Below are 19,528 nucleotides of genomic sequence, written 5' to 3'. Positions count from 1 at the left end.
CCCGCCATGGCGCAAGACGGCATCAATCTCGACTACGGCAAGATCGTCGACGTCACGAACCTGATGAAGAACGCCCACGAGCAGATCGTGCCGCTGATCGGCACCCTGCGGGACCGGGTGAACACGCTGGTCGAGGACGGCATGGTCTTCAAGCAGTCGAGCGAGGTCATCCGCAGCACCTACAACAACTTCGACTCCAGCCTGCAGGCCGCGGTCAAGGGCATCAACGACTTCTCCGACATGTTCAACGGCATCAAGAAGAACGCCGAGGAGTTCGACCAGGGCATCACCGACAGCCTGAACCAGACGAAGTAGGGCGACCTCACGCAGAACCTCGCCGTACGCCGAAGAGCCCCGGAGACGCGTTCCTCCGGGGCTCTTCGCTTGCGCCTGGTGCCTCTCAGACCCGCAACGTCGTGATCGGCAACTGGACGGCGAGCGGCGTCGAACCGTGACCGGTGGTCCAGGCCCGGCCGAGCTTGGGCGCCGCGCGCGTGATCGTGTGGTTGAGCCGTACGCCGATCAAGTCGCCGTCGCCGAAGGAGTGCGGCTCGGTCACCACCCCGCGACGCGCCCGGCGAGCCGCCGTCGGCCAGCCGCCCATCCCGGACTGGAAGCCGTCGGTGGAGGCACTGAAGACCAGGCCGACGCCATGGTCGCGGCCGGAGACGATGATCTCCTTGAGGACCTTGTCCGCCGCGGCCGACATGATCAGGTCGGCGTCGTCGATCATCACAACCTTGGGACCGGCGATCTGGTCGAGGGTCGAGCGCAGCTGGTCCTCGCTCGGATCGCCGCTGCTCATCAGCACGACCTGGGGGTGGCTGGTGAGCGTTCGCAGCTGACTCTCCCGTGGCGTGATCACGACCAGCGACGTACCGCCCGCCAGCAGCGAAACCGCCAAGCAGGACAGCGTGTTGGTGCGTCCCGATCCAGGAGGCCCGAGTACGGCGAACGACGAGGCCGAGCCGGCCAGGTCGACACCGAGCGGACCGGCGTCGTCGCCACCGAGGCCGATCAGACCCCACAGCGGCCGCCGGTTCTCCGCGGGCACCCGCTCGTACGCCGCGTTGAACTCCACCGCCGTCGGCAGCTCGGCGACCGGGAACGGACGGCGTACGGCCGGAACCTTCGCGTCCCGCTTCCGCGCCTCGACCGCGATCTCCCGGATCGCCTCGACCTGCTCGGCACCGCCGCCTTCGGCCAGTACGGCGATCTGCGTCTCGCTGCCGGTCAGCACGTGCCAACCGCGACCGGCGTTCACGTTGGCCGGCACCTTGGTGAGCCGGAGCCCAGCCGCCTGGTAGTCGGTCCGTTCAGCCTGGCGCAGCAGCAGCTTGTGGTCGTTGTGGGACGCCAGCCGGCCGCCCAGCAGGGACCGCTCCGAGGTCACCACGACGTGGACGCCGACGCCCGCGCCTTCGCGCAGCAGCCGGATCACGTCCTGCAGCATCTGGCCTTGATCGTGGTCGTCCAGCGTCGCGGAGAGAGCGTCCCAGCCGTCGATCAGGACCAGGATGTGCGCGGGCCGTTCCGCCTTGGGCAGCACCTTGCGCAGCTCGGTCAGGCCGGTGGCGTTGTGCTTGCCCGCCAGCTCCTGGCGCTGGGTGATCTCCAGGTTCAGGCGGCGCAGGACCCGGGCCATCCGCTCCATGTCGTGCCGGGACGCGACGGCACCGCAGTGCGGCAGCGCTTCGAGCACCGCCAGACCGCCACCGGCCGCGTCGATGCCGTAGATGTGCAGGTCCGCGACGCTGAGGTTCTTCGCCGCTGATCCGGCCAGCGTCCGCAGCATCTGGGTCCGGCCCGTGCGCGGCGCCCCGATCACGTACAGATGGCCGAAGGTCTCGAAGTCGACGCCGGCCACCCGCTGCTGCTGAAGCGCGGGCAGATCCTCCAGCGCGTACGGCGCGAACATCTTCTGGTGACTCGTGTCCGGCAGCTCCGACAGCAGCATCTGCTCCTTCAGCGCCGGCCTCCACGGCTGCGGCTGTGGCGTGAAGTCGTCCAACTGGTCGGCCGCCTGGCGAATCGCCTCGACCAGCGCCATCAGGTCGGTGACCGCGAGCTTGGCCGGGGTCTCGTCCTGTACGACGGGAGCGTCGTCCTGGGCGACCGCCTTGCCGAGGGACTCCCAGTCGAGATCGGTGACGTGCACGTTCGCCGCCTCGACCGGCCCCTGCTCGATCAGATCGTCGCCCGCGTCGCGCTCGGCGCCGACCCAGGCGGTCTGGAACAGGTCGGCGAGCCGCGGCCCGCGCCGGATCACGGCGCGACCAGGGATCGCCGGGTTGATCGAGGCCGCTTCGTTGACGTCGACGATGTCCTGGCTCTCGGCCTGGTCGGTGACGCGCAGCGCGATCCGCAGGTTGGTGTTCGCCCGGATGTCGCCGGTGACGACACCGCCGGGGCGCTGGGTGGCCAGGATCAGGTGGATCCCGAGCGACCGGCCGCGCTGGGCGATGCCGATCAGCCCGGGAACGAACTCGGGGATCTCGCGCACCATCGCCGCGAACTCGTCGATGATCAGCACGAGGCGCGGCAGGCGGCCGAGCTCCGGGTTCACCAGTCGCTTGGCCTGGTAGTCGGGCAGGTCCTTGGCGTCGGCCGCTGCGAGGATGCGCTCCCGGCGACGCAGCTCGGCCTCGAGCGACTCCAGCACCCGCTCGACCAGGTGCGAGTCGAGGTCGGTGACCATGCCGAGCGTGTGCGGCAGTCCCGCGCACTCCTTGAAGGCGCTACCGCCCTTGTAGTCGACCAGGACGAAGGTCAGCTCGTCCGGCCGGTTCACGGCCGCCAGCGACGCGACCATCGTCTGCAGCAGCTCCGACTTACCCGAACCGGTCGTTCCCGCGATCAGGCCATGGGGGCCGTCGGCAACAAGATCCACGGTGAACCGGCCGTCGAAGTCGGCGCCGAGGACGAACGACGTACTGCCTGGTCGGCGCTGCCAGCGACCCACCAGCGTCTCCGCCGTCGGCGGCTCCAGGTCCAGCTCGTCGAGCAGCTTGACCCGCTTCGGCAGACCTGCGTCGTGGTCCGGGCTGACGTCGCGGACCGGCGCGAGGGCACGGGCGATCTGTTCGCACCACTGCGCCGAGACGAGGTCGATGCGGACGTTCTTCAGATCCGGCAGGCCAGGGCGCTTCACGGTCAGGCTCTGCAGCCCGGTCGCCAGGACGGCGCCGCACTCCTCGGGCAGCAGCCGCTCGTCGCGATCGAGGCAGATGCTGTAGACGCCGACGGCCGGGCCGTCGGTCAGGACCTGGATGAACCCCGGTACGTCGCGCAGCCGGCGGGCGCCGTCCGCGATCACGACAACCTCGGGATCGTTCAGCTGCGCGTTCCGGCCGGACGCCTCGATCCGGCGCTGCCGGCCCTGGACCTGCGAGATCAGTTCGGTGACGCGGGCCGCGGTGGTCGCGTCGTCGTTCGCGATCAGGACCGCCGCCGGCGCGCCTTCCGGCCGCAGGTGCGGCAGCCAGCGGACCCAGTTCCAGTCCTCGGCCCGGTCCGGCTCCGCCAGTACGACGATCCGCAGCATCCGCGGCGAGTGCATCACCGCGGCCTGGATCACCATCCAGCGGCTGAGCGCACGGGACTCCGCGTCCCGGCCGGCGATCCCGACGACGCCGTGGCCGCGTAGCGGTACGGCGATCGGCGCGTCCGGGATGGTCCACCGGATCGTGCGGTGGTTCTCCTCGCGGCTCTGGTCGTCGAGCTCCTTCAGCGACGGCTGGTCCGCCGTACCGAGTCTGAGCAGCAGGTAGTCGGGATCGGAGCGGCGACGCTCCCACAACCGGCTGCCCGGCATCGTGGCGAGCTGCGCGATCCGGACCGGGTCCGGCGCGGTGACGTTGCGGATCACCCGCTCCCGGGCGACCGCGACGCTGATCTCCTCCTCGAGCGCCGCCTTCCGCGCGTTGTACCGGCGGATCGCCTCGATGTGCTCGGCCCGGTTGGTCTTCCGGCCGTTGAAGTAGTTCATCCCCATCATCATCGGGCTGAGCATCGTGAAGATCAGGAAGTAGTACGAGTTGAGCAACCAGACCATCACCATGCCCAGCACCACCGGCGCCATCACGACCGGCCAGGGGAACGGCCGCTTCGCCGGCGGGGTCGGTGCCGTGGGCAACCGAAGCTTCTCGTCGTCCAGGTGCGGCGCGATCCGCGGCGGACGGTTGTAGTCGAGGCCGAAGCCGTCGTCGGAGAACCGGACCGCGGCCACCGGCTCCAGTGCACCGCTACGACGAAGCAGCACCGAGCCGACCGAGAGGTCCTCCTCGGGCAGCCACTCGTTGATCTGGCCGACCGGGCTCTCGCCCGGATCGATCGCGGGCGACGACTCGTCGGCGACCGGGTTCTCCAGGTCCTTGATCCGGATCGCGCTGGTCGCGGCGTCGTCGTCGGGCGGGCCGATCCGCCGGCTCATGACCTTGCCGTTCATCGGTTCGGTCTGGTGCCAGTACGTCTCACCACCCGGCCCGACCGTGACCCACAGGCCGCGGGGAGGGACGCCGGAACCGTTCAGCTGGATGGAGCACAGCGGGTCGGAGCCGATCTCGTGGCTGCCGGGCCCGATCCGCCAGATCCGGCCCGCCTCAGGGCCGGAGACCGCGTGCAGCTCGACGGTGACCGGCGCAGGACCGGCCGGTCGCTGCAGTAGGTTCGGCATCTCGGCCGGGGCGCCGATGCCGAGCACACCGCCGTCGCGTACGCCGGATCCGGCCAGCGGCGCGGCCGGGTTGAGCTTCCTGCCGCCGACGAACAACGTCTGGCCCGGCTGGCCGAGGCCTTCGGCCAGCGCTCCGACGGACAGCCCCTTCGGGAGCTTCACCACCCGGTCGGTCCGCCGTTTGCCCTGCTGTTCGACCGTGGTGAGGTTCAGCTCCACGATGTCGCCTTCCCGGTCGGTCCGTCGTTCGCCCCGGCTCCGGCGGGATGCAGCACCGAGACACCGGCGACACCGACCGGCAGCTCGAGGTCGTCCAGGTCGTCGGTCGTGGTGGTCGCCGGACGGGCCGGGCCACGGGTCTCGAAGTCGTGCGGCGGCATCCGGCGTACGGAACGTGCGACGGCCTTGGCCAGCGGCAACGGGTCGATCTCCAGCCAGGGCGCGCCGCCGTGCAGCCGCAGCCCGTGCTCCTCGGTCGCCTCGACCAGTCGCGAACTCCCCCGCGCCACGCCGAGGCTGATCAGGCGCACCCCGGACGGCACCGGTTGGTCGAGTCGTTCGGCGCCGACGACGAACCAGGCGCCGATGCGCCGGATCGCCTCGTCCAGGCCCATCCCGTCGTGCCGGTCATGGATGCCTGCGGCAACTTCCACCGCGCCGGCCGGCAGCCGGACATCGAGCTGCGCCGCCAGCGCCTGGACCACCGCTTGGGCGGTGCGCTGCACGCCGTACACGGAAAGGGACGACGGTCCGGCCAGCAGGTCGATCATGATCGCGCTCTGGCCGTCGCTGCCGGTCCCGAGGCAGATCAGCAACGGAGTCTGCGGCGGCGCGTAGCCGATCGGCAGCGCGTAGTCGGTGAGCTCCGCGCGCTCGATCCACCACAGCCGCGGGTCGTGCTCGTCCTTCTCCCAGGGCTCGGGCAGCAGCTTCTCAGCCGCGGGACCCGCGACCAGTACGCCGATCCGCCGCTTGGTCAGCGCCAGCGCGTACGGCGCCATCGCCGCGTCGATCGCCGCCGCGTAGTTCATCGCCTGCTCGGCTTGGGCCCACGCGTTCTGGCTCCGCAGTACGCCGGTCAGGAAGCGCACGCGACGGCGGTACCGGACGCGGTCCGCGATCGGGTCGTAGAACGCGTGGAACGTGTTGCTGGACTCCCGCTTGATCCAGCGACCGAGGCGTTTCCAGCCACCGAGTTTGCGGACCAGCAGGTTGAGCAGGACGAGGAACAGCAGCGCCAGGCCGATGTACCCGAGCACCTGGTGAGTGCTGCTGCCGCCTCCCAACGAGCTCATGCAGCGGCCTCGCCCCACCCGCGACGCAGCAGGTCGGCCCGCAGCGCGCGGACCGCCGTGTGGGTCCGCGACTTCACGGTGCCGAGGGGAACGTCGAGAGCCATGGCCACATCTTCGCCGGGCTGACCGCACAGATGCACCCGGATCACCACCTCGCGGTGCGCGGGTGACAAACGTCTCAGGGCGTCCACCAGCACGTGCCGCCCGGCAACCTCCTCGGCCGGGTCCGGCGCGCTGATGGTCGTCTCGAAGTCCGCCTGGCACAGCCCGCTCGGGACCGCGCGGCGCTCCCGGCGGTGCAGGTCGACGACCAGGTTGCGGGCGACCCGGAACAGCCACATCCGGATCGGCCGGCTCTCCCAGTCCAGCGTCTCCGCCTGCTGCCAGGCACGCAACAGCGTCTCCTGGACGACGTCCTCGACAGCGAACGCGTCCCAGCCGACCAGACTCTTCACGTAGCGGCGCAGGCTGTCACGTTCGGCCAGACAGAGCTCGATGGCGTGCATCCGGCCAGGGCTGATGTCGTTGATGACGGACCTCACAGATTGGGGCGGTACAAGAGGCAGAGACCCGAATTCGGGCCTCAATTTAACTCTTGAAGACAAGCTGCGCAATCGCTTCCGGTGAACGATGAGTAACGACTGCCGCTCATCTGGTAACCAACAGGTGATCTCCCGGAGATGTTTGACTCCGGCCACGGACCCGGGTGATCCTCGGGGAGGCTGCCCCTGCCGGAGGCAGCCGGCTGATCGCCCTAGAAGCCATGGAGTTGACGTGCCGCCCTCCCGATTCTCCCGTCCGCGCCGCTCCGACGGGCCCGGTTCGACCCGGTTCGCCGGGACGTTCGCCCGCCGTCCGCTGACGCCGCGGGTGGCGAACCTGCCCGATCGCCGGGCCTGGATGACGACCGCCTTCGTCGCCACCTTCGTGGCCGGCGCGGCGGTCGCGGTACCCCTGCTGACGCACCTTGGCGGAAACTCGCCAAAGGACACGATCGTCGCCGTCGACGCCCCGATCACGTCCCGGGCGACGACCACGCCGAGCGCCGTACCGACCGCGACGACGACCACCACCGTGACCGGCAAGCCGCGGGTCTCGGTGGCGACCGCGACCGTCACGGTGACCGCGCCGGGTGGTCAGGTGACCGTGCTCAAGCCCGGCGCGACGGTGACGTTGCCTGGGGCCACCACCACCGTGACCGCGCCGGGCGGCCAGGTCACGGTCGTGAAGCCCGGTACGACGGTGACGTTGCCCAAGGCCACGACCACCGTCACGACGAAGGTCACCGAGAAGGGCCAGGAGCAGACCGGCGGCGACTCGGTCAAGCAGGACTCGAGCCAGTTGCGCGCGATGAAGAGCACCCCGGCGACCATGCGCAGCGACGGTGCCAGGCGCTGCATCGACGTCAAGGACGGCCGGGCCGGCGCCGGCACCGACGGCACCCCGCTGCAGGTCTGGGACTGCCACGACGGCCCGGCCCAGGCCTGGACGTTCAACTCCGACGGCACGGTCCGCGCACTGGGCCAGTGCATGGACCTGGCCTGGGGCTCGATCGCGGAGAACACCGCGGTCCAGCTGGTCGCCTGCAACGGCAGCGCCGCCCAGCAGTTCCGCGTCACCCAGAAGGGCCAGCTGATCAACCCGGCCGCCGAGGGCAAGTGCGTCACGGTCGACAAGACCGACAACGGCGGACTGCTGTTCCTGCGCGGCTGCAGCGGCGACGGCAACCAGAAGTGGACCCAGTCCTGAGAGTCCTTGTCTACAAGGGCTTCTAGAACGCGTACGGGTACGGCGACCAGTCGGCGGGCCGCTTCTCCAGGAAGGAGTCGCGGCCCTCGGCGGCTTCGTCGGTGCCGTAGGCCAGCCGGGTCGCCTCACCGGCGAACAGCTGCTGCCCGACCAGCCCGTCGTCGATCGCGTTGAACGCGTACTTCAGCATCCGCTGAGCGGTCGGCGACTTCGCGCAGACCTTCCGGCCCCAGTCGAGTGCCACCTGCTCCAGCTCGGCGTGCGGGACGACCTTGTTCACCATGCCCATCCGGAACGCGTCCTCGGCGGAGTACTCGTCACCGAGGAAGAAGATCTCCCGGGCGAACTTCTGCCCCACCTGCCGGGCCAGGTACGCCGAACCGAACCCGCCGTCGAACGAGGCCACGTCCGCGTCGGTCTGCTTGAACCGCGCGTGCTCGGCCGAGGCCAGCGTCAGGTCCGCGACCACGTGCAGGCTGTGCCCGCCACCGGCGGCCCAGCCCGGTACGACGCAGATGACGACCTTCGGCATGAAGCGGATCAGCCGCTGCACCTCGAGGATGTGCAGCCGGCCCGCCCTGGCCGGGTCGATCGACTCGGCCGTCGTACCCTCGGCGTACTTGTAACCGTCCTTGCCACGGATCCGCTGGTCGCCGCCGGAGCAGAACGCCCAGCCGCCGTCCTTGGCCGACGGGCCGTTGCCGGTCAGCAGGACGCAGCCGACGTCGCTCGACATCCGCGCGTGATCGAGCACCCGGTACAGCTCGTCGACGGTCTGCGGGCGGAACGCGTTGCGCACCTCGGGGCGGTTGAAGGCGATCCGCACCACGCCGGCGTCGACCGCGCGGTGGTAGGTGATGTCGGTCAGGTCGAAGCCGTCGACCGCCTTCCAGGCCGACGGGTCGAAGATCTCACTGACGTGCGCGGAGTCGGTCACCCGGCCGAGCATATTTCAGTGCTCGGCGGGGCTGTCGCCGCAGGTGCTGCTGGTGCTCAGTGCTTGGTGGTGCTTTCGCGGAGGACGACCTCGGGGGCGTAGGTCTCGGTCCGCGGGTCGCCGCCCTCGATCGCGAGCTCCAGCGCGCGCCGTCCCATCTGCTCCAGCGGCAGCCGGACGGTCGTCAGCCCCGGCCACACGTCCCGCAGCGTCGCGATGTCGTCGAACCCGGCGACCCCGAGCTGTCCCGGTACGTCGACCCCGCGCGCCCGCAGCGCCGACATCGCACCGACCGCCATCACGTCGTTCACCGCGAACAAGCAGTCCAGCTCGATGTTGCGGTCCAGCAGCTCGATCGCCGCCGCGTGACCGCCGTCCCGGGTGAAGTCCCCGGCCAACACCGCCACCGGCTCCAGCCCGGCCTCGGCCAGCCCGGCGACGAACCCGTCCTTGCGGTCCCGCGCCGTCGCCAACTGCTCCGGCCCAGCCAGTACGCCGAACTTCCGCCAGCCCTGACCGACCAGCTCACGCGCCAGCTGCGCCGCGCCCGCGCGATTGTCCGGCTCGATCGTGTGCGCCGGCATCCCGGACTGGCTGACGAGCGCGAGCCCGGCCCCCGATCCGAGGAACGCGTCGATCTCGTTCGCCGTACGCGCCAGTTGGTCAGCGTCCGTACGGCGGGAGCCGATCATCACGGCGGCCCGGGCGCGCTGAGCACGCAGCGACGACAAGTAAGCAATCTCGCGCTCGGCGTCGCGGAACGTGCTGGCCATCATCACCAGCAGGTTGCGCTCGTCCGCGGCGCGCATCACGCCGTTCGCGATCGCCGCGAAGTACGGGTCCTCGATGTCGTGGACCAGGATGCCGACCACGTTCGTCGACGACTTGGCCAGCGCCTGGGCCTGCGCGTTCGGCGTGTAGCCGAGCTCCGCGGCCGCCTCCCGGACCCGTTCCTGCAGCTCCGGGCGTGGCACCCGGTCGCCGCCGTTCAGCACGCGAGATGCGGTCGCAACCGACACACCTGCCCGCTGCGCGACGTCCAGCAATGTCACCGGTGCTCGCAGATTCACTGGCCACCCACCTTCCTTTGGCTCCCCCCGGGTGGCGGTCACCCTATCGGACCAGTGGTGTCGATCACCCTGCGTGGCCGGGAAGTACCCGGGAAAGTCGTCAGAGCCTGGCTTCTGAGCGTGGGAATGACTAGCCTTCCGAGCCATGACGACCGTCCGCGCCAGGGTGACCGTCCTGGCCTCGTCCACCGTGCTCTGCCTGACCACCCTCGTCGGCACCGCCACGGCTGCTCCAACCCCCGACGGAGCGCCTTCCCCGGGCTCCCCGGCGGCCGCGCCTGCGCTCGAGGCGAGCCTGGCCGGCGGTGTTCCCGCGCACGTGGACGCGCGGACGAAGAGCACGAAGCCGGTCTACGACTACGCCGGCGCGATCCGCGAGTCGGTCTACGTCGACACCCGGATGGACACCGACGACGACGGCGTCGACGACAAGATCGCGGTCGACATCGTCCGGCCCCGCGAGACCGACGCCAACGGCGTACGGATCCCGGTAATCATGGACGCCTCGCCGTACTACTCCTGCTGCGGGCGCGGCAACGAGAGCGAGAAGAAGACCTACGACGCGGACGGCGTCATCCAGAAGATGCCGCTGTACTACGACAACTACTTCGTCCCGCGCGGGTACGCGGTGGTCGGCGTCGACATCGTCGGCACCAACCGCTCCACCGGCTGCGGCGACGTCGGCGGCGAGGACGAGGTCGACTCGGTCGTCGCGGTGATCGACTGGCTGAACGGGCGCAACACCGCTTCTTCCGCCGACGGCACGCCGGTGCGTGCGTCGTGGACGACCGGGGCGGTCGGGATGATCGGCAAGTCGTACGACGGCACGCTGGCCAACGCGGTCGCCGCCACCGGCGTACGGGGTCTGAAGACGATCGTGCCGATCTCGGCCATCTCGTCCTGGTACGACTACTCGCGCTCCGGCGGCGTGCCGTACTCGATCGACTACATGCCCTGGCTCGGTGCGTACGTCGGCCACGACACGCCCGCGTGCGACGCCGTACGGGCCGACCTCGGCGAGTCCGACGACGACGAGACCGGCGACTACACCCGCTTCTGGGCCGAGCGCGACTACGTGAAGGACGCCCGCAACATCAAGGCATCGGTCTTCGTGACGCACGGGCTCAGCGACTACAACGTCCAGACCAACCACTTCGCGCAGTGGTGGGACGCCCTGGCCAAGAACCGCGTGCCCCGCAAGATCTGGCTCGGCCTCGAGGACCACGTCGATCCGTTCGAGTTCCGGCGTGATGCTTGGGTGGACGAGCTGCACTCGTGGTTCGACTACTGGCTGCAGGGATTGCAGAACGGCGTGATGCGTTCGGCGCAGGCGTCCGTCGAGGTCGCTCCGGACGTCTGGCGCGACTACTCCACCTGGCCTGCTGTCTCCCACACCGTCCCCGTTCCTCTGGCCGCCGGCAAACTAGGTGCCTACGGCAAGGGAACGGTCACCGTCACCGACGACCCGTCACTGACCGAGGACACCATCGTCGCCACGCCGTCGGAGGTGATCGCCGGCCGCCAGATGTTCCTGTCCGCACCGCTGCCCGCGACCATCCGCCTCAGCGGCACGCCCACCGTCACGCTCCGGATCAAGTCGGACTCGGTCACCACACCGGTCACCGCCCGCCTGATCGAGTACGGCGAGGCTTCGCGCTACGCCGGCGTCCGTCGTACGAACACCTCGACCTGCGAAGGCGCCAGCACCGACTACGACGACAGCTGCTACTACACCGTCGAAAAGCTCACCACGGCGAGCGACCACGGCATCGTCAGCCGAGGCTGGATCGACGCCGCCCACAGCTCGTCGCTCGCCCACCCCAAACCGTTGATCCCCGGCAAGTGGACGACGGTCACCGTGCCGCTCCGAGCCCAGGACGAGGTCATCCCCAAGGGCCGCACGTTGGGCTTGGCCGTCACCTTGTCGGACACCGAGTGGACCACCCCCAACGACACCGGCGCCACGGTCGACATCGACCTCGCCCACAGCAAACTCAACCTGCCTGTCACCGCCGGCAAGGTCGTGGCCCCTGTCAAGGTCGAGCCCCTGGACGTGGACATCACCACCCCCACCCAACGCCCCAACCTCCACGATCCCCTCGGCTAGCACCGCCTCTCCCACGCGGCCGGCTCCGGTCGCTCCTTCGTCGCGACCTACGCAGTCCGCTCCCACCCACCCTGGGTGCGGGCTTGCGCCCTGAAGTGCGGGCTTGCGCCCTCAAGCGACTAAAGGTGGCCGCGTGCCCAGCGCGAATCCAATGCGCACTTGCGGTCTGACGCCGCCAGCTCCCCGCTGCCGCGTGGCGTTCACGCGCGACGGAGGTACGCGGTTTAGCAGTCCCGACTCATAGTCCCTAGGAGCCTGCACCGCCAAGTCCCTAGCATCCCTAGAACTTGCTTAACGCCTGCGTCGCCGAATCCGTAGCAGCGCCGGGTGCAAGCGCCGCTTTCAGGCACCGCTCGAAGTACACAGAACATGACGTCGGGAACCGTGCTGAGCTTCTCCGCCCTCGCTCATTCCACCCCACTCCATTCGACTGATTTCGCCCTGGCCGACCGTCCCCGGCCATCCCTAGCGGCGCGCTAGCTCGCTAGCTATAAGCTCGCGACCGCCCATCAGCCAAAACACGTCGGCGACACCTACCGTGAGCAGTTGCTTGTGTCATCGCATCGGGCGATCATCGCCCCAGAGACGACACGTACGGGGGGAACTATGACTAACAATCCGAGCTTGCTGGCTCAGATCCAGGCCGACGCGCTTGATAGCGCCAAGTCACTCGCCGACACTCTACGAAAGTGCATAGCACTCGGTGGCGAAACTGGCTCCACGGAATTGCGCGACTGGGCAAGGCAGGAGTTGGAAGGGTACGTCGGACCCGGCGACGAGGTGCCGGGATACAGAATCGTACGGGCACCACTTCAACTCGACGCGATCGTAGGCACCAACCAGATCAAAGGCCAGCCCATCAGTCCGAACGACCTACCAGAGGTGGTCGTAGGCCAGATCGATGAATTGGTCCACTTGTCCGGAGGAGTTGGAGAACTGGAGGCCATGGCTCAGCAGGCCAAGGAACGTGGCCTCAAGCTAACTCCAGCCCAAGGCATGGATGTTGTGAACCTGATGAACCAGGAGAACGACCAACCCTTCCAACAGATCACACATCTCTACTGGCACCTATCTGCATCGCCGATAGTGGGTGTCCTCGACAAGATCCGAACCATACTGACCTCCTTAGTGGCAGAGATGCGAGCAATGACCGGTCCTGACGAAGATCTCCCCAGTGCGAAGACCGCCGACCAGGCAGTCAATGTGGTGGTCCGCGGCAACAAGCGAAGCGTCGTTAATGTGCACACCGCGCAGGGCAGCTCGGGAGGCGAGGCATCCGCCACTCCACCAACCCCTTCCACTGAGGAGCGCAGCGGGTTCTGGACAAAATGGCGCAAGGTCGGCGCGGGGGCGGTAGCCATCATCGGAGCTGTCGCTGGCGTCGGCGAGTGGCAGAACTGGAACCCCTTCTGAGCGAAGTCTGAAAGCTGCCACATCCGTACCTGTCCCGCAGGTACCTGCCTGCCCAAGGCCGGTCGCCGTGGATCAAGAGTCTGCCTGCCGGCCCGACTCGGGCAGTGCTGTGGTTGCTGTCAACCGGGTATACGTCCGGGATCCTGCTGATGGTCGACGACTTCGCTGACCGCACAGGCACGAGAGAGCAGATCCCGCCGGACACCGGTCCGCCTCGTCAGACCGGTTCGGGTATGCAGCACGCATGTAGCCGTATAGGTTGAACCGATAACGCACTGCGAGAGGACGATCGACTATGACAAAAACCATCGCATTGTTTAATAACAAAGGCGGAGTAAGCAAGACAACCACTTGTTTCAATTTGGGATGGATGCTCGCGGAACGTGGGCATTCAGTCGTAATGGTTGACGCCGACCCACAGTGCAATTTGACCGGAATGGTTTTAGACCTGAGCGAAAACGATGCCTTAGGTCAATTCTATCGCGATAATCCAAAACGGAACCTCAAGGAAGCACTAGAGCCAGCCTTTGCCTCCCGCCCCAAGCCACTAGTAGCGGTAGACTGCGTCGAGGTCGAGGGAAGAGAAGGCCTCTACCTCATTCCCGGGCATGTGGGCTTGGCGGAGGATGAGGTCTCCCTAGGCATCGCTCAGCAGCTTTCGGAGTCCGTCCAGACTCTTCGAAACCTGCCCGGCAGCTTCAGGTATCTCTTCGATCTCACGGCGCAGAAATACGACGCCGACTTCGTGCTTCTTGACCTCAGTCCAGGGCTCGGATCTATTAATCAGAACCTTGTTACGACTGCCGATTTCTTCGCGATGCCCGCGAGTCCGGATGTTTTTTCCGTTATGGCCATCGAATCACTCGCGCGAGTCCTGCCAAGATGGATCTCGTGGGCGCGCAACGCTGCGCAATTGGAAGCTCTAGCGGAGGCGGACTACCCATTCCCCACTCCTGATCTGAAGTTCCTCGGAATGATCGTCCAGCGCTACAGACTCAAGGGTGGTGTACCAACAGAAGGATTCCGCACCTATTTTGATGAACTAGATAGCGCGATCGAAGATATCTTGGTACCCGCTCTCGACAAGGCTGGCCTCCTGCTCTCCACAGAAGAGTATGACGATGCAGGGTTAGAGAGCGTGCTGAGGCTTGCGAGCGTTCCAGACTTCAACACTCTCATCGCTAGCTCGCAACTGGCCCGGAAACCCGTTTTTGCACTAACGCAGGCAGACGTTAAACGTCGCGGCTTCGTCTGGGATACACAGAAGGCCAACATCGATAGCTACCACGCCATCTTCGGTCAACTGGCAGCAAGCGTGGAGAGGCTCTCAGGCCTATAGTCATGGCAACTCGTCGATTCAGTCAATTCTCAAACAATATCTCTCGCGCTAATGATCTTGTAGGCCTAGGGCAGAGCATAGGATCGATGACGAATGGCCACGTTGACAGCTCGGACATGTATCGCGCCGCACTTGTTCAAGGAGTGGCCGCACTTGACTCTTACATGCATGGCATCGTTCTAGATCGCGCCGTTGGCATCCTCTTAGGTCAGCTACCTCAAGGTGCAGCCAACTTAAAAGTTGGCCTGCATTTCAATGCAGTCCAGCAAATTCTTCTGGCCGCGTCCCCTGTCGACATGGAGATCGCAGCTCGAACTCACATCGCTCAGCGGTTAGCGAAAGAGACCTTCCAACAGCCGGATGACATCGGAACGGCACTGTCCATGGTCGGGGTCCCAAAGGTCTGGAGCAAAGCATTCCTTAGCGATGCAGGCGCTGCTCGAACAGCACTTGGCGTAGTAGTACGTCGCCGCAACCAGATCGTGCATCAATGCGACGCAGACCCGCTGACTCCAGGTGCGATCACTCCATTGACGGATGTAGATGCTCTGACGGCAATCTCAACAATCAAATTGACCGTAACGGCGATCGATCCTCACTGCTAGATCAACCCTCAAGCTTGGTCAGGTAGGAGACTATGGCGGCAGCGTGGTGGTTGAAAGCTATGTTTGGGTCGTCCCAGGTGATGAAGAGGTACAGCGGACCTGCAGCGTCGATGGTGCCGTTGCCGTAGTCGAAGTGGTGGATTCGGTCGCCCTTTGAGAGGTCGGTCCAACACAACAGGGCGGCTGGCTCCTGGGCGTTGTTGGCTGAAAGGTGCGTGGTGCTCATGGCATCTCGGGATCGTCATAGCGGCTCCACGGTGCGGCGGGCATGCTGCTTGCGCGTAGGACCGGCCAGCCGCGGTGGTTTCGTTCGATGGGTTGTGGCTCGGGTGCTGGTTCCAGTAGGCGGCGGATGGCTCTGATCATTTCCTCGGCCGGGCGGCGCTCGTCGAGGATGCACTGGACTCGTGCCAACACCTCTGTGTCGCTCATCGTCTCCCCGTTGGTGGGTGAAGCGGCCGTGTGCCGGCGTACGCCGGGACATCTGCCGAGATGAGCAGAACGCTAGAAGTCCGTGACGCAGCGTGGAAGAAAATTTCTCGAAGTTTCTCCGGAACCATTGACTCTTGCGCAGGGAACTATGACCCTGAGTGAGCAATGCCTCCAGCTCAGTCGTCACCGGGGAGATTCGCATGGACCAGCCGAAGCAGCTTCAGCACCTCGCTACCGATCCCAACACCGGCAAGGACGGTTGCCCGTCGTTCTACGCGACCGACGACGGCCGCTACATCGTCCAGGGCTACAAGCTGACGAGTGACGACGCCCGGGCGCAGCTCGTCAACTTTCCGGACGGTGAGGACGCGGTGATCATCACCAAGGGCCTCGCTGACCTGATCGTTGCTCACCACAACGGTACGACGGCGTGACCGCGGCGACCTTCGTCGAGGCAGGCCCCGAGTTCGTTCAGTTCGCTCGCAGCTACCAGCACACGGCGTACCGGCTCGAGGTGCGGGACAACTACGCCGACCCGGGCGAGGCCGAGCACGTCCGCGGGTTCCTCGCAGGTGAGCCGGCTGACGACTCGTGGATGGAGGACTGGATGGGGCTCATCCTCCGGCGCACGCTGGAGGGACAGCACATCGAGCGTGTACGGGTCGTGTCCGAACCATGGTTGGACTACACGCGATTCGGCCTGAACCTTTCTCGCCTCAACGTCGCAGCAGGTGAAGACATCCGGTACCTGACTCGGGACCGAGCGCGGGATCTGGGGTTGCCGGAGTACGACTACTGGCTGCTCGACTCGCACAAGATGTGCATCCTTCGCCACGACGATCGTGATGTCCTGCTCGGTGCCGACGTGATCCAGGATCCGGCGGTCGTGGTCGAGCACGCGCACTACCGCGACGTCGCCTGGCACTACGCCCTCCCGCGGGCCGAGTACCTCGGCAATTACGATCGGGAGTTCCTGAGCAAGCAGAACATCAACAAGTAAGCGAGTGTGGGTGTCCAGTTTCCAGCGAGCGCGTGAGGCGCTCGGCAACCGCCTTCGGGAGATGAGGCTGGACGCCCATCTCACCGGGCGTGGCCTGGCGGAGTCGGTGGGCTGGGCGCCCTCGAAGGTGTCCAAGATCGAAGCCGGACGCCAGACACCGTCCGATGCCGATCTGCAGGGCTGGACGCGGATCTGCGATCGCGAGGATCTCCTCGACGAACTCGTCGCCTCGCTGCGTTCGCTCGAACAGCAATACGTCGAGTTCCGCCGGATGTTCCGTGCGGGGCTGCCGTCCCGCCAACGTTCGATCGGCGACATCGAGACCAAGACGAAGCTCACCCGCAACTTCGAACCCTGCTTCGTCCCGGGCCTCCTGCAGACCGCGCAGTACGCGCGATATCGGTTCACCGAGGGCGATCCCGGTGACACCGAGCGAGGAGTACCCAAGAGCGACACCGAGGTGGACGAGGCGATCGCTGCCCGGATGGAACGTCAGCAGGCCCTGCACCGTGGTGACAAGAAGTTCCACTTCGTGATGACCGAGGCTGTCCTCAACTATCAGGTCTGCCCGGCCGACGTGATGGCCGGCCAACTCGGCCATCTCATCTCGATGACCACGCTGCCGACTATCCGGGTCGGCATCATTCCGTTCGATTCCCCGCTGTCTGTGGGCCCGATTCATGGGTTCTACCTGTACGACAACACGCTCGTACTGGTGGAGCTCTTCACAGCGGTTCTCAACATCAGCCAAGCAGACGAGATCGGGGCGTACGAGCGAGTCTTCGGCCATATGGCCGAAGCTGCCGTCTACGGCGCGGATGCCAGGGCCCTACTGACGCGGATGCTCGACCAGAGCTAGCTCAGGGGCGACCTGTGCAGGCGACCCAGGTCTGTCGTGACCACGGATCGAGGAGTGCCGAGGTGGACAAGGACAGTCAGACAGGCGAGGCGATCGATCGTGCTCTTCGGGCGGTGCGGGAGTTTCGGATTATGAGTGCTCCGGATACCGCGGCGGCCGTTCGTGAGGCGGGTGATGAGGACTGGGCTTGGCGGATGTTGATTCAGGGGCGGGATCATCTGCGGTTGTTGCTGGGGCGTCGTGATGGGTCCGAGGCTGCTTGGGTGGCGGTGCCGGGGTCGACTGGGCGGGCGGAGTTTGATGTGTTGCTTGCCGTTCTGACGGCGTACGAGTTTGTGGCTGCGGGTCTGGAGCCGCCCGGGTGGAGCGGGGTCGAGGGGCTCTCGGAGCCTTGGATTCCTGAGCATCCGTTTCTGGAGCGGGACGAGATCATCGCGGAGACTCCGGAGTACTTGGCGCGGGTCAACATCTTTGTGCCTGCGCGGGATTTGGTGACTGCGTGATGGTCGGCTGATCGGAGCCGCGGCTTGCACTTGGTACTTAGGTACAGGTTTATCGTCGAGGTATGACGAGTGAGGCTCTGGGCGAGGACTGGGTTCCGCGGGCTTGTACGTTGCCGACAGTTGAGCGGCCGCTTCGGGTTGCGGAGTTTGATGCGTTGTTTGCCGACGGGTTGCGGGGGCTGGCGCGGCAGGGGCCGACGGAGTTACGGCTGGTGCTGGATGCTTCTAGTGAGGCGGTTGCTCGGGAGTTGGTGGCTCGGGAGAGCGGTTGTTGTTCGTTCTTTGGATTCATGTTCGGCCCTGCGGGTGACGGCGTACTGCTGCTGCAGGTGAGCGTGCCGGCCGCGCAGGTCGGCGTACTGGACGGTCTGGCGGCGCGGGCTGCGGCGGCTGCGGGGTTGTCGGCGTGACTGGGGGTTGGTTGCGTACTGGGCAGGTTGCTGAGGCTGCGGGGGTTCATCAGCAGACTTTGCGGTACTACGAGCGGCGGGGGCTGTTGAGTGAGCCGGATCGTAGTCCTGGTGGGCATCGGCTGTACTCGCCGGAGACCGTGACTGTGTTGCGGGTGATCAAGGCGGCGCAGCGGCTTGGGTTCACTCTGGAGGAAATCTCCGAACTGCTGGAAGCCGGCCGGCATCACCATGGCCGGAGGCCCGATGCCGGCCTGCAGACGCGGGCTCGGGAGAAGCTCGTGGATGTCGAGGCGAAGATCGCTGACCTCACGGTCATCGCGGCCAGCCTGCGGACCGCGCTCGACGCGGGGTGTGACGACCTGATCGACTGCGCGCACAACCCGTCCTGCCCGCTGCCGTTCGCGGATCTGGCCGGGTCAGGGGTCTTGACGCTGGTCGATGGGTCGGGGGCTGATCGTGGCTGCTGCTGAGGACGCCGTACGCACACGGCGTGGCTGGGGACTTGTCGGCGCGGTTGCTGCCGCACTGGGTGCGTGTGCGGTGTGTTGCGCCGGGCCTTTGCTGGCGGTGCTCGGCGGGCTGTCGATCGCGTCACTGGCCGCCTCTGTGTGGGTTCCCGCGCTTGCTGTTGTCGCGGTCGTCGCTGGTGGAGTGATCGTCGTCGTACTGCGCCGTCGCCGGCGGGCATCCTGCGCTGTGCCGGCGCAGACTGTTGATCTTGGGTTGCCGGTGCGCGGGCCCGAGCAGGACGGGTGACGGGACTGTCCACCCAGCGTTCGGTACCTTCGCACTCATGACGTTCGCGAAGTCCATCGGGCTGTTCGTGCTGGCTGCTGTTGCTGAGATCGGTGGGGCTTGGTTGATCTGGCAGGGGTGGCGGGAGCATCGCGGGGTGTTGTGGATCGCCGGCGGGATTGTTGCCTTGGGCGCCTATGGGTTTGTGGCCACGTTCCAGCCGGATCCGAACTTCGGGCGGATTCTGGCGGCGTACGGCGGGATCTTTGTGGCTGGGTCGCTGGCCTGGGGGATGATCGTCGACGGGTTCCGGCCGGATCGGTGGGACGTGATCGGCGCGGTGGTTTGTCTGGTGGGGGTTGCGGTGATCATGTACGCGCCGCGGAGTAGTTGAGG

The 19,528-nt window shown here is 66.7% G+C and carries 19 protein-coding genes; 13 read left to right on the top strand and 6 right to left on the bottom strand.

Annotated features, from left to right (window positions below; genetic code table 11):
- The first annotated feature begins 6 nt into the window (after positions 1–6).
- Positions 7–315: a hypothetical protein gene (locus tag ACYVIO_RS08035; protein WP_145805289.1), complete on the top strand. Its 309-nt coding sequence runs from the start codon at positions 7–9 to the stop codon at positions 313–315.
- A gap of 85 nt (positions 316–400) precedes the next feature.
- Here the strand turns inward: ACYVIO_RS08035 and ACYVIO_RS08030 are convergent, their stop codons facing one another.
- The 3 genes from ACYVIO_RS08030 to ACYVIO_RS08020 are packed head-to-tail and all read right to left on the bottom strand — an operon-like array spanning position 401 to position 6,512.
- Positions 401–4,894 (bottom strand): FtsK/SpoIIIE domain-containing protein, encoded by a 4,494-nt coding sequence (locus ACYVIO_RS08030; RefSeq protein ID WP_460650019.1) that lies wholly within the window; start codon positions 4,892–4,894, stop codon positions 401–403.
- Positions 4,885–5,970, bottom strand: coding sequence for a hypothetical protein (locus tag ACYVIO_RS08025; protein WP_460650018.1), 1,086 nt, complete (start codon positions 5,968–5,970; stop codon positions 4,885–4,887). The genes ACYVIO_RS08030 and ACYVIO_RS08025 overlap by 10 nt, the downstream gene beginning before the upstream one ends.
- The gene (locus ACYVIO_RS08020) at positions 5,967–6,512 is read right to left on the bottom strand and encodes a sigma-70 family RNA polymerase sigma factor (protein WP_460650017.1); all 546 of its coding nucleotides are present in this window, start codon (positions 6,510–6,512) and stop codon (positions 5,967–5,969) included. The genes ACYVIO_RS08025 and ACYVIO_RS08020 overlap by 4 nt, the downstream gene beginning before the upstream one ends.
- Positions 6,513–6,744: 232 nt before the next feature.
- On the opposite strand from ACYVIO_RS08020, the gene ACYVIO_RS08015 reads away from it, so the two are divergent.
- Complete coding sequence (locus ACYVIO_RS08015) at positions 6,745–7,719, top strand: ricin-type beta-trefoil lectin domain protein (protein ID WP_460650016.1); 975 nt, start codon at positions 6,745–6,747, stop codon at positions 7,717–7,719.
- Between the two features lie 22 nt (positions 7,720–7,741).
- Here ACYVIO_RS08015 and ACYVIO_RS08010 read toward each other — a convergent pair whose 3' ends face one another.
- Together ACYVIO_RS08010 and ACYVIO_RS08005 are read right to left on the bottom strand one after the other, a co-directional pair.
- Positions 7,742–8,656, bottom strand: coding sequence for a 1,4-dihydroxy-2-naphthoyl-CoA synthase (locus ACYVIO_RS08010; RefSeq protein WP_460650015.1), 915 nt, complete (start codon positions 8,654–8,656; stop codon positions 7,742–7,744).
- Positions 8,657–8,712: 56 nt separating this feature from the next.
- Complete coding sequence (locus ACYVIO_RS08005; protein ID WP_460650014.1) at positions 8,713–9,726, bottom strand: LacI family DNA-binding transcriptional regulator; 1,014 nt, start codon at positions 9,724–9,726, stop codon at positions 8,713–8,715.
- A 145-nt stretch (positions 9,727–9,871) separates the two neighbouring features.
- Between ACYVIO_RS08005 and ACYVIO_RS08000 the strand changes: the two genes are divergently transcribed.
- From ACYVIO_RS08000 to ACYVIO_RS07985, 4 genes are all read left to right on the top strand, one after another.
- Entirely contained in the window at positions 9,872–11,833 is a 1,962-nt protein-coding gene (locus tag ACYVIO_RS08000) for a Xaa-Pro dipeptidyl-peptidase (RefSeq protein ID WP_460650013.1), read from the top strand.
- A gap of 606 nt (positions 11,834–12,439) precedes the next feature.
- Positions 12,440–13,246: an AbiTii domain-containing protein gene (locus tag ACYVIO_RS07995; protein WP_460650012.1), complete on the top strand. Its 807-nt coding sequence runs from the start codon at positions 12,440–12,442 to the stop codon at positions 13,244–13,246.
- 295 nt (positions 13,247–13,541) lie between these two features.
- Positions 13,542–14,585 (top strand): ParA family protein, encoded by a 1,044-nt coding sequence (locus ACYVIO_RS07990; protein ID WP_460650011.1) that lies wholly within the window; start codon positions 13,542–13,544, stop codon positions 14,583–14,585.
- A gap of 86 nt (positions 14,586–14,671) precedes the next feature.
- Positions 14,672–15,190: a hypothetical protein gene (locus ACYVIO_RS07985; RefSeq protein WP_460650010.1), complete on the top strand. Its 519-nt coding sequence runs from the start codon at positions 14,672–14,674 to the stop codon at positions 15,188–15,190.
- 1 nt (position 15,191) lies between these two features.
- Here the strand turns inward: ACYVIO_RS07985 and ACYVIO_RS07980 are convergent, their stop codons facing one another.
- Positions 15,192–15,416, bottom strand: a complete 225-nt coding sequence (locus ACYVIO_RS07980) for a hypothetical protein (protein ID WP_460650009.1) — start codon at positions 15,414–15,416, stop codon at positions 15,192–15,194.
- Positions 15,417–15,822: 406 nt separating this feature from the next.
- On the opposite strand from ACYVIO_RS07980, the gene ACYVIO_RS07975 reads away from it, so the two are divergent.
- From ACYVIO_RS07975 to ACYVIO_RS07945, 7 genes are all read left to right on the top strand, one after another.
- The gene (locus ACYVIO_RS07975; protein ID WP_460650008.1) at positions 15,823–16,056 is read left to right on the top strand and encodes a hypothetical protein; all 234 of its coding nucleotides are present in this window, start codon (positions 15,823–15,825) and stop codon (positions 16,054–16,056) included.
- A complete protein-coding gene (locus ACYVIO_RS07970; protein ID WP_460650007.1) occupies positions 16,053–16,622 on the top strand; it encodes a DUF6879 family protein in 570 nt (189 codons plus the stop codon). Before ACYVIO_RS07975 ends, ACYVIO_RS07970 begins: the two co-directional genes overlap by 4 nt.
- Before the next feature lie 10 nt (positions 16,623–16,632).
- Positions 16,633–17,481: a helix-turn-helix domain-containing protein gene (locus tag ACYVIO_RS07965; protein ID WP_460650006.1), complete on the top strand. Its 849-nt coding sequence runs from the start codon at positions 16,633–16,635 to the stop codon at positions 17,479–17,481.
- Positions 17,482–17,543: 62 nt separating this feature from the next.
- A complete protein-coding gene (locus ACYVIO_RS07960) occupies positions 17,544–17,984 on the top strand; it encodes a hypothetical protein (RefSeq protein ID WP_460650005.1) in 441 nt (146 codons plus the stop codon).
- Positions 17,985–18,390: 406 nt separating this feature from the next.
- Positions 18,391–18,867: a MerR family transcriptional regulator gene (locus ACYVIO_RS07955; RefSeq protein WP_460650004.1), complete on the top strand. Its 477-nt coding sequence runs from the start codon at positions 18,391–18,393 to the stop codon at positions 18,865–18,867.
- Positions 18,854–19,153 carry a hypothetical protein gene (locus ACYVIO_RS07950; protein ID WP_460650003.1) on the top strand — a complete coding sequence of 100 codons (300 nt, stop codon included), beginning with the start codon at positions 18,854–18,856 and terminating at the stop codon, positions 19,151–19,153. Before ACYVIO_RS07955 ends, ACYVIO_RS07950 begins: the two co-directional genes overlap by 14 nt.
- Positions 19,154–19,190: 37 nt before the next feature.
- Positions 19,191–19,526: a YnfA family protein gene (locus ACYVIO_RS07945; RefSeq protein WP_460650002.1), complete on the top strand. Its 336-nt coding sequence runs from the start codon at positions 19,191–19,193 to the stop codon at positions 19,524–19,526.
- The last annotated feature ends 2 nt before the right edge of the window (positions 19,527–19,528 follow it).

The organism is Kribbella endophytica (assembly GCF_054781295.1).
The sequence above is the reverse complement of the archived record's forward strand: the minus strand, read 5'-3'. Positions and strand labels throughout refer to the sequence as shown.

Coding starts and splice junctions, on each gene's coding strand:
- ACYVIO_RS08035 (WP_145805289.1), top strand. CDS start 7: ATGGCGCAAGACGGCATCAATCTCGACTACGGCAAGATCGTCGACGTC.
- ACYVIO_RS08025 (WP_460650018.1), bottom strand. CDS start 5,970: ATGAGCTCGTTGGGAGGCGGCAGCAGCACTCACCAGGTGCTCGGGTAC.
- ACYVIO_RS08000 (WP_460650013.1), top strand. CDS start 9,872: ATGACGACCGTCCGCGCCAGGGTGACCGTCCTGGCCTCGTCCACCGTG.
- ACYVIO_RS07995 (WP_460650012.1), top strand. CDS start 12,440: ATGACTAACAATCCGAGCTTGCTGGCTCAGATCCAGGCCGACGCGCTT.
- ACYVIO_RS07990 (WP_460650011.1), top strand. CDS start 13,542: ATGACAAAAACCATCGCATTGTTTAATAACAAAGGCGGAGTAAGCAAG.
- ACYVIO_RS07985 (WP_460650010.1), top strand. CDS start 14,672: ATGACGAATGGCCACGTTGACAGCTCGGACATGTATCGCGCCGCACTT.
- ACYVIO_RS07980 (WP_460650009.1), bottom strand. CDS start 15,416: ATGAGCACCACGCACCTTTCAGCCAACAACGCCCAGGAGCCAGCCGCC.
- ACYVIO_RS07975 (WP_460650008.1), top strand. CDS start 15,823: ATGGACCAGCCGAAGCAGCTTCAGCACCTCGCTACCGATCCCAACACC.
- ACYVIO_RS07945 (WP_460650002.1), top strand. CDS start 19,191: ATGACGTTCGCGAAGTCCATCGGGCTGTTCGTGCTGGCTGCTGTTGCT.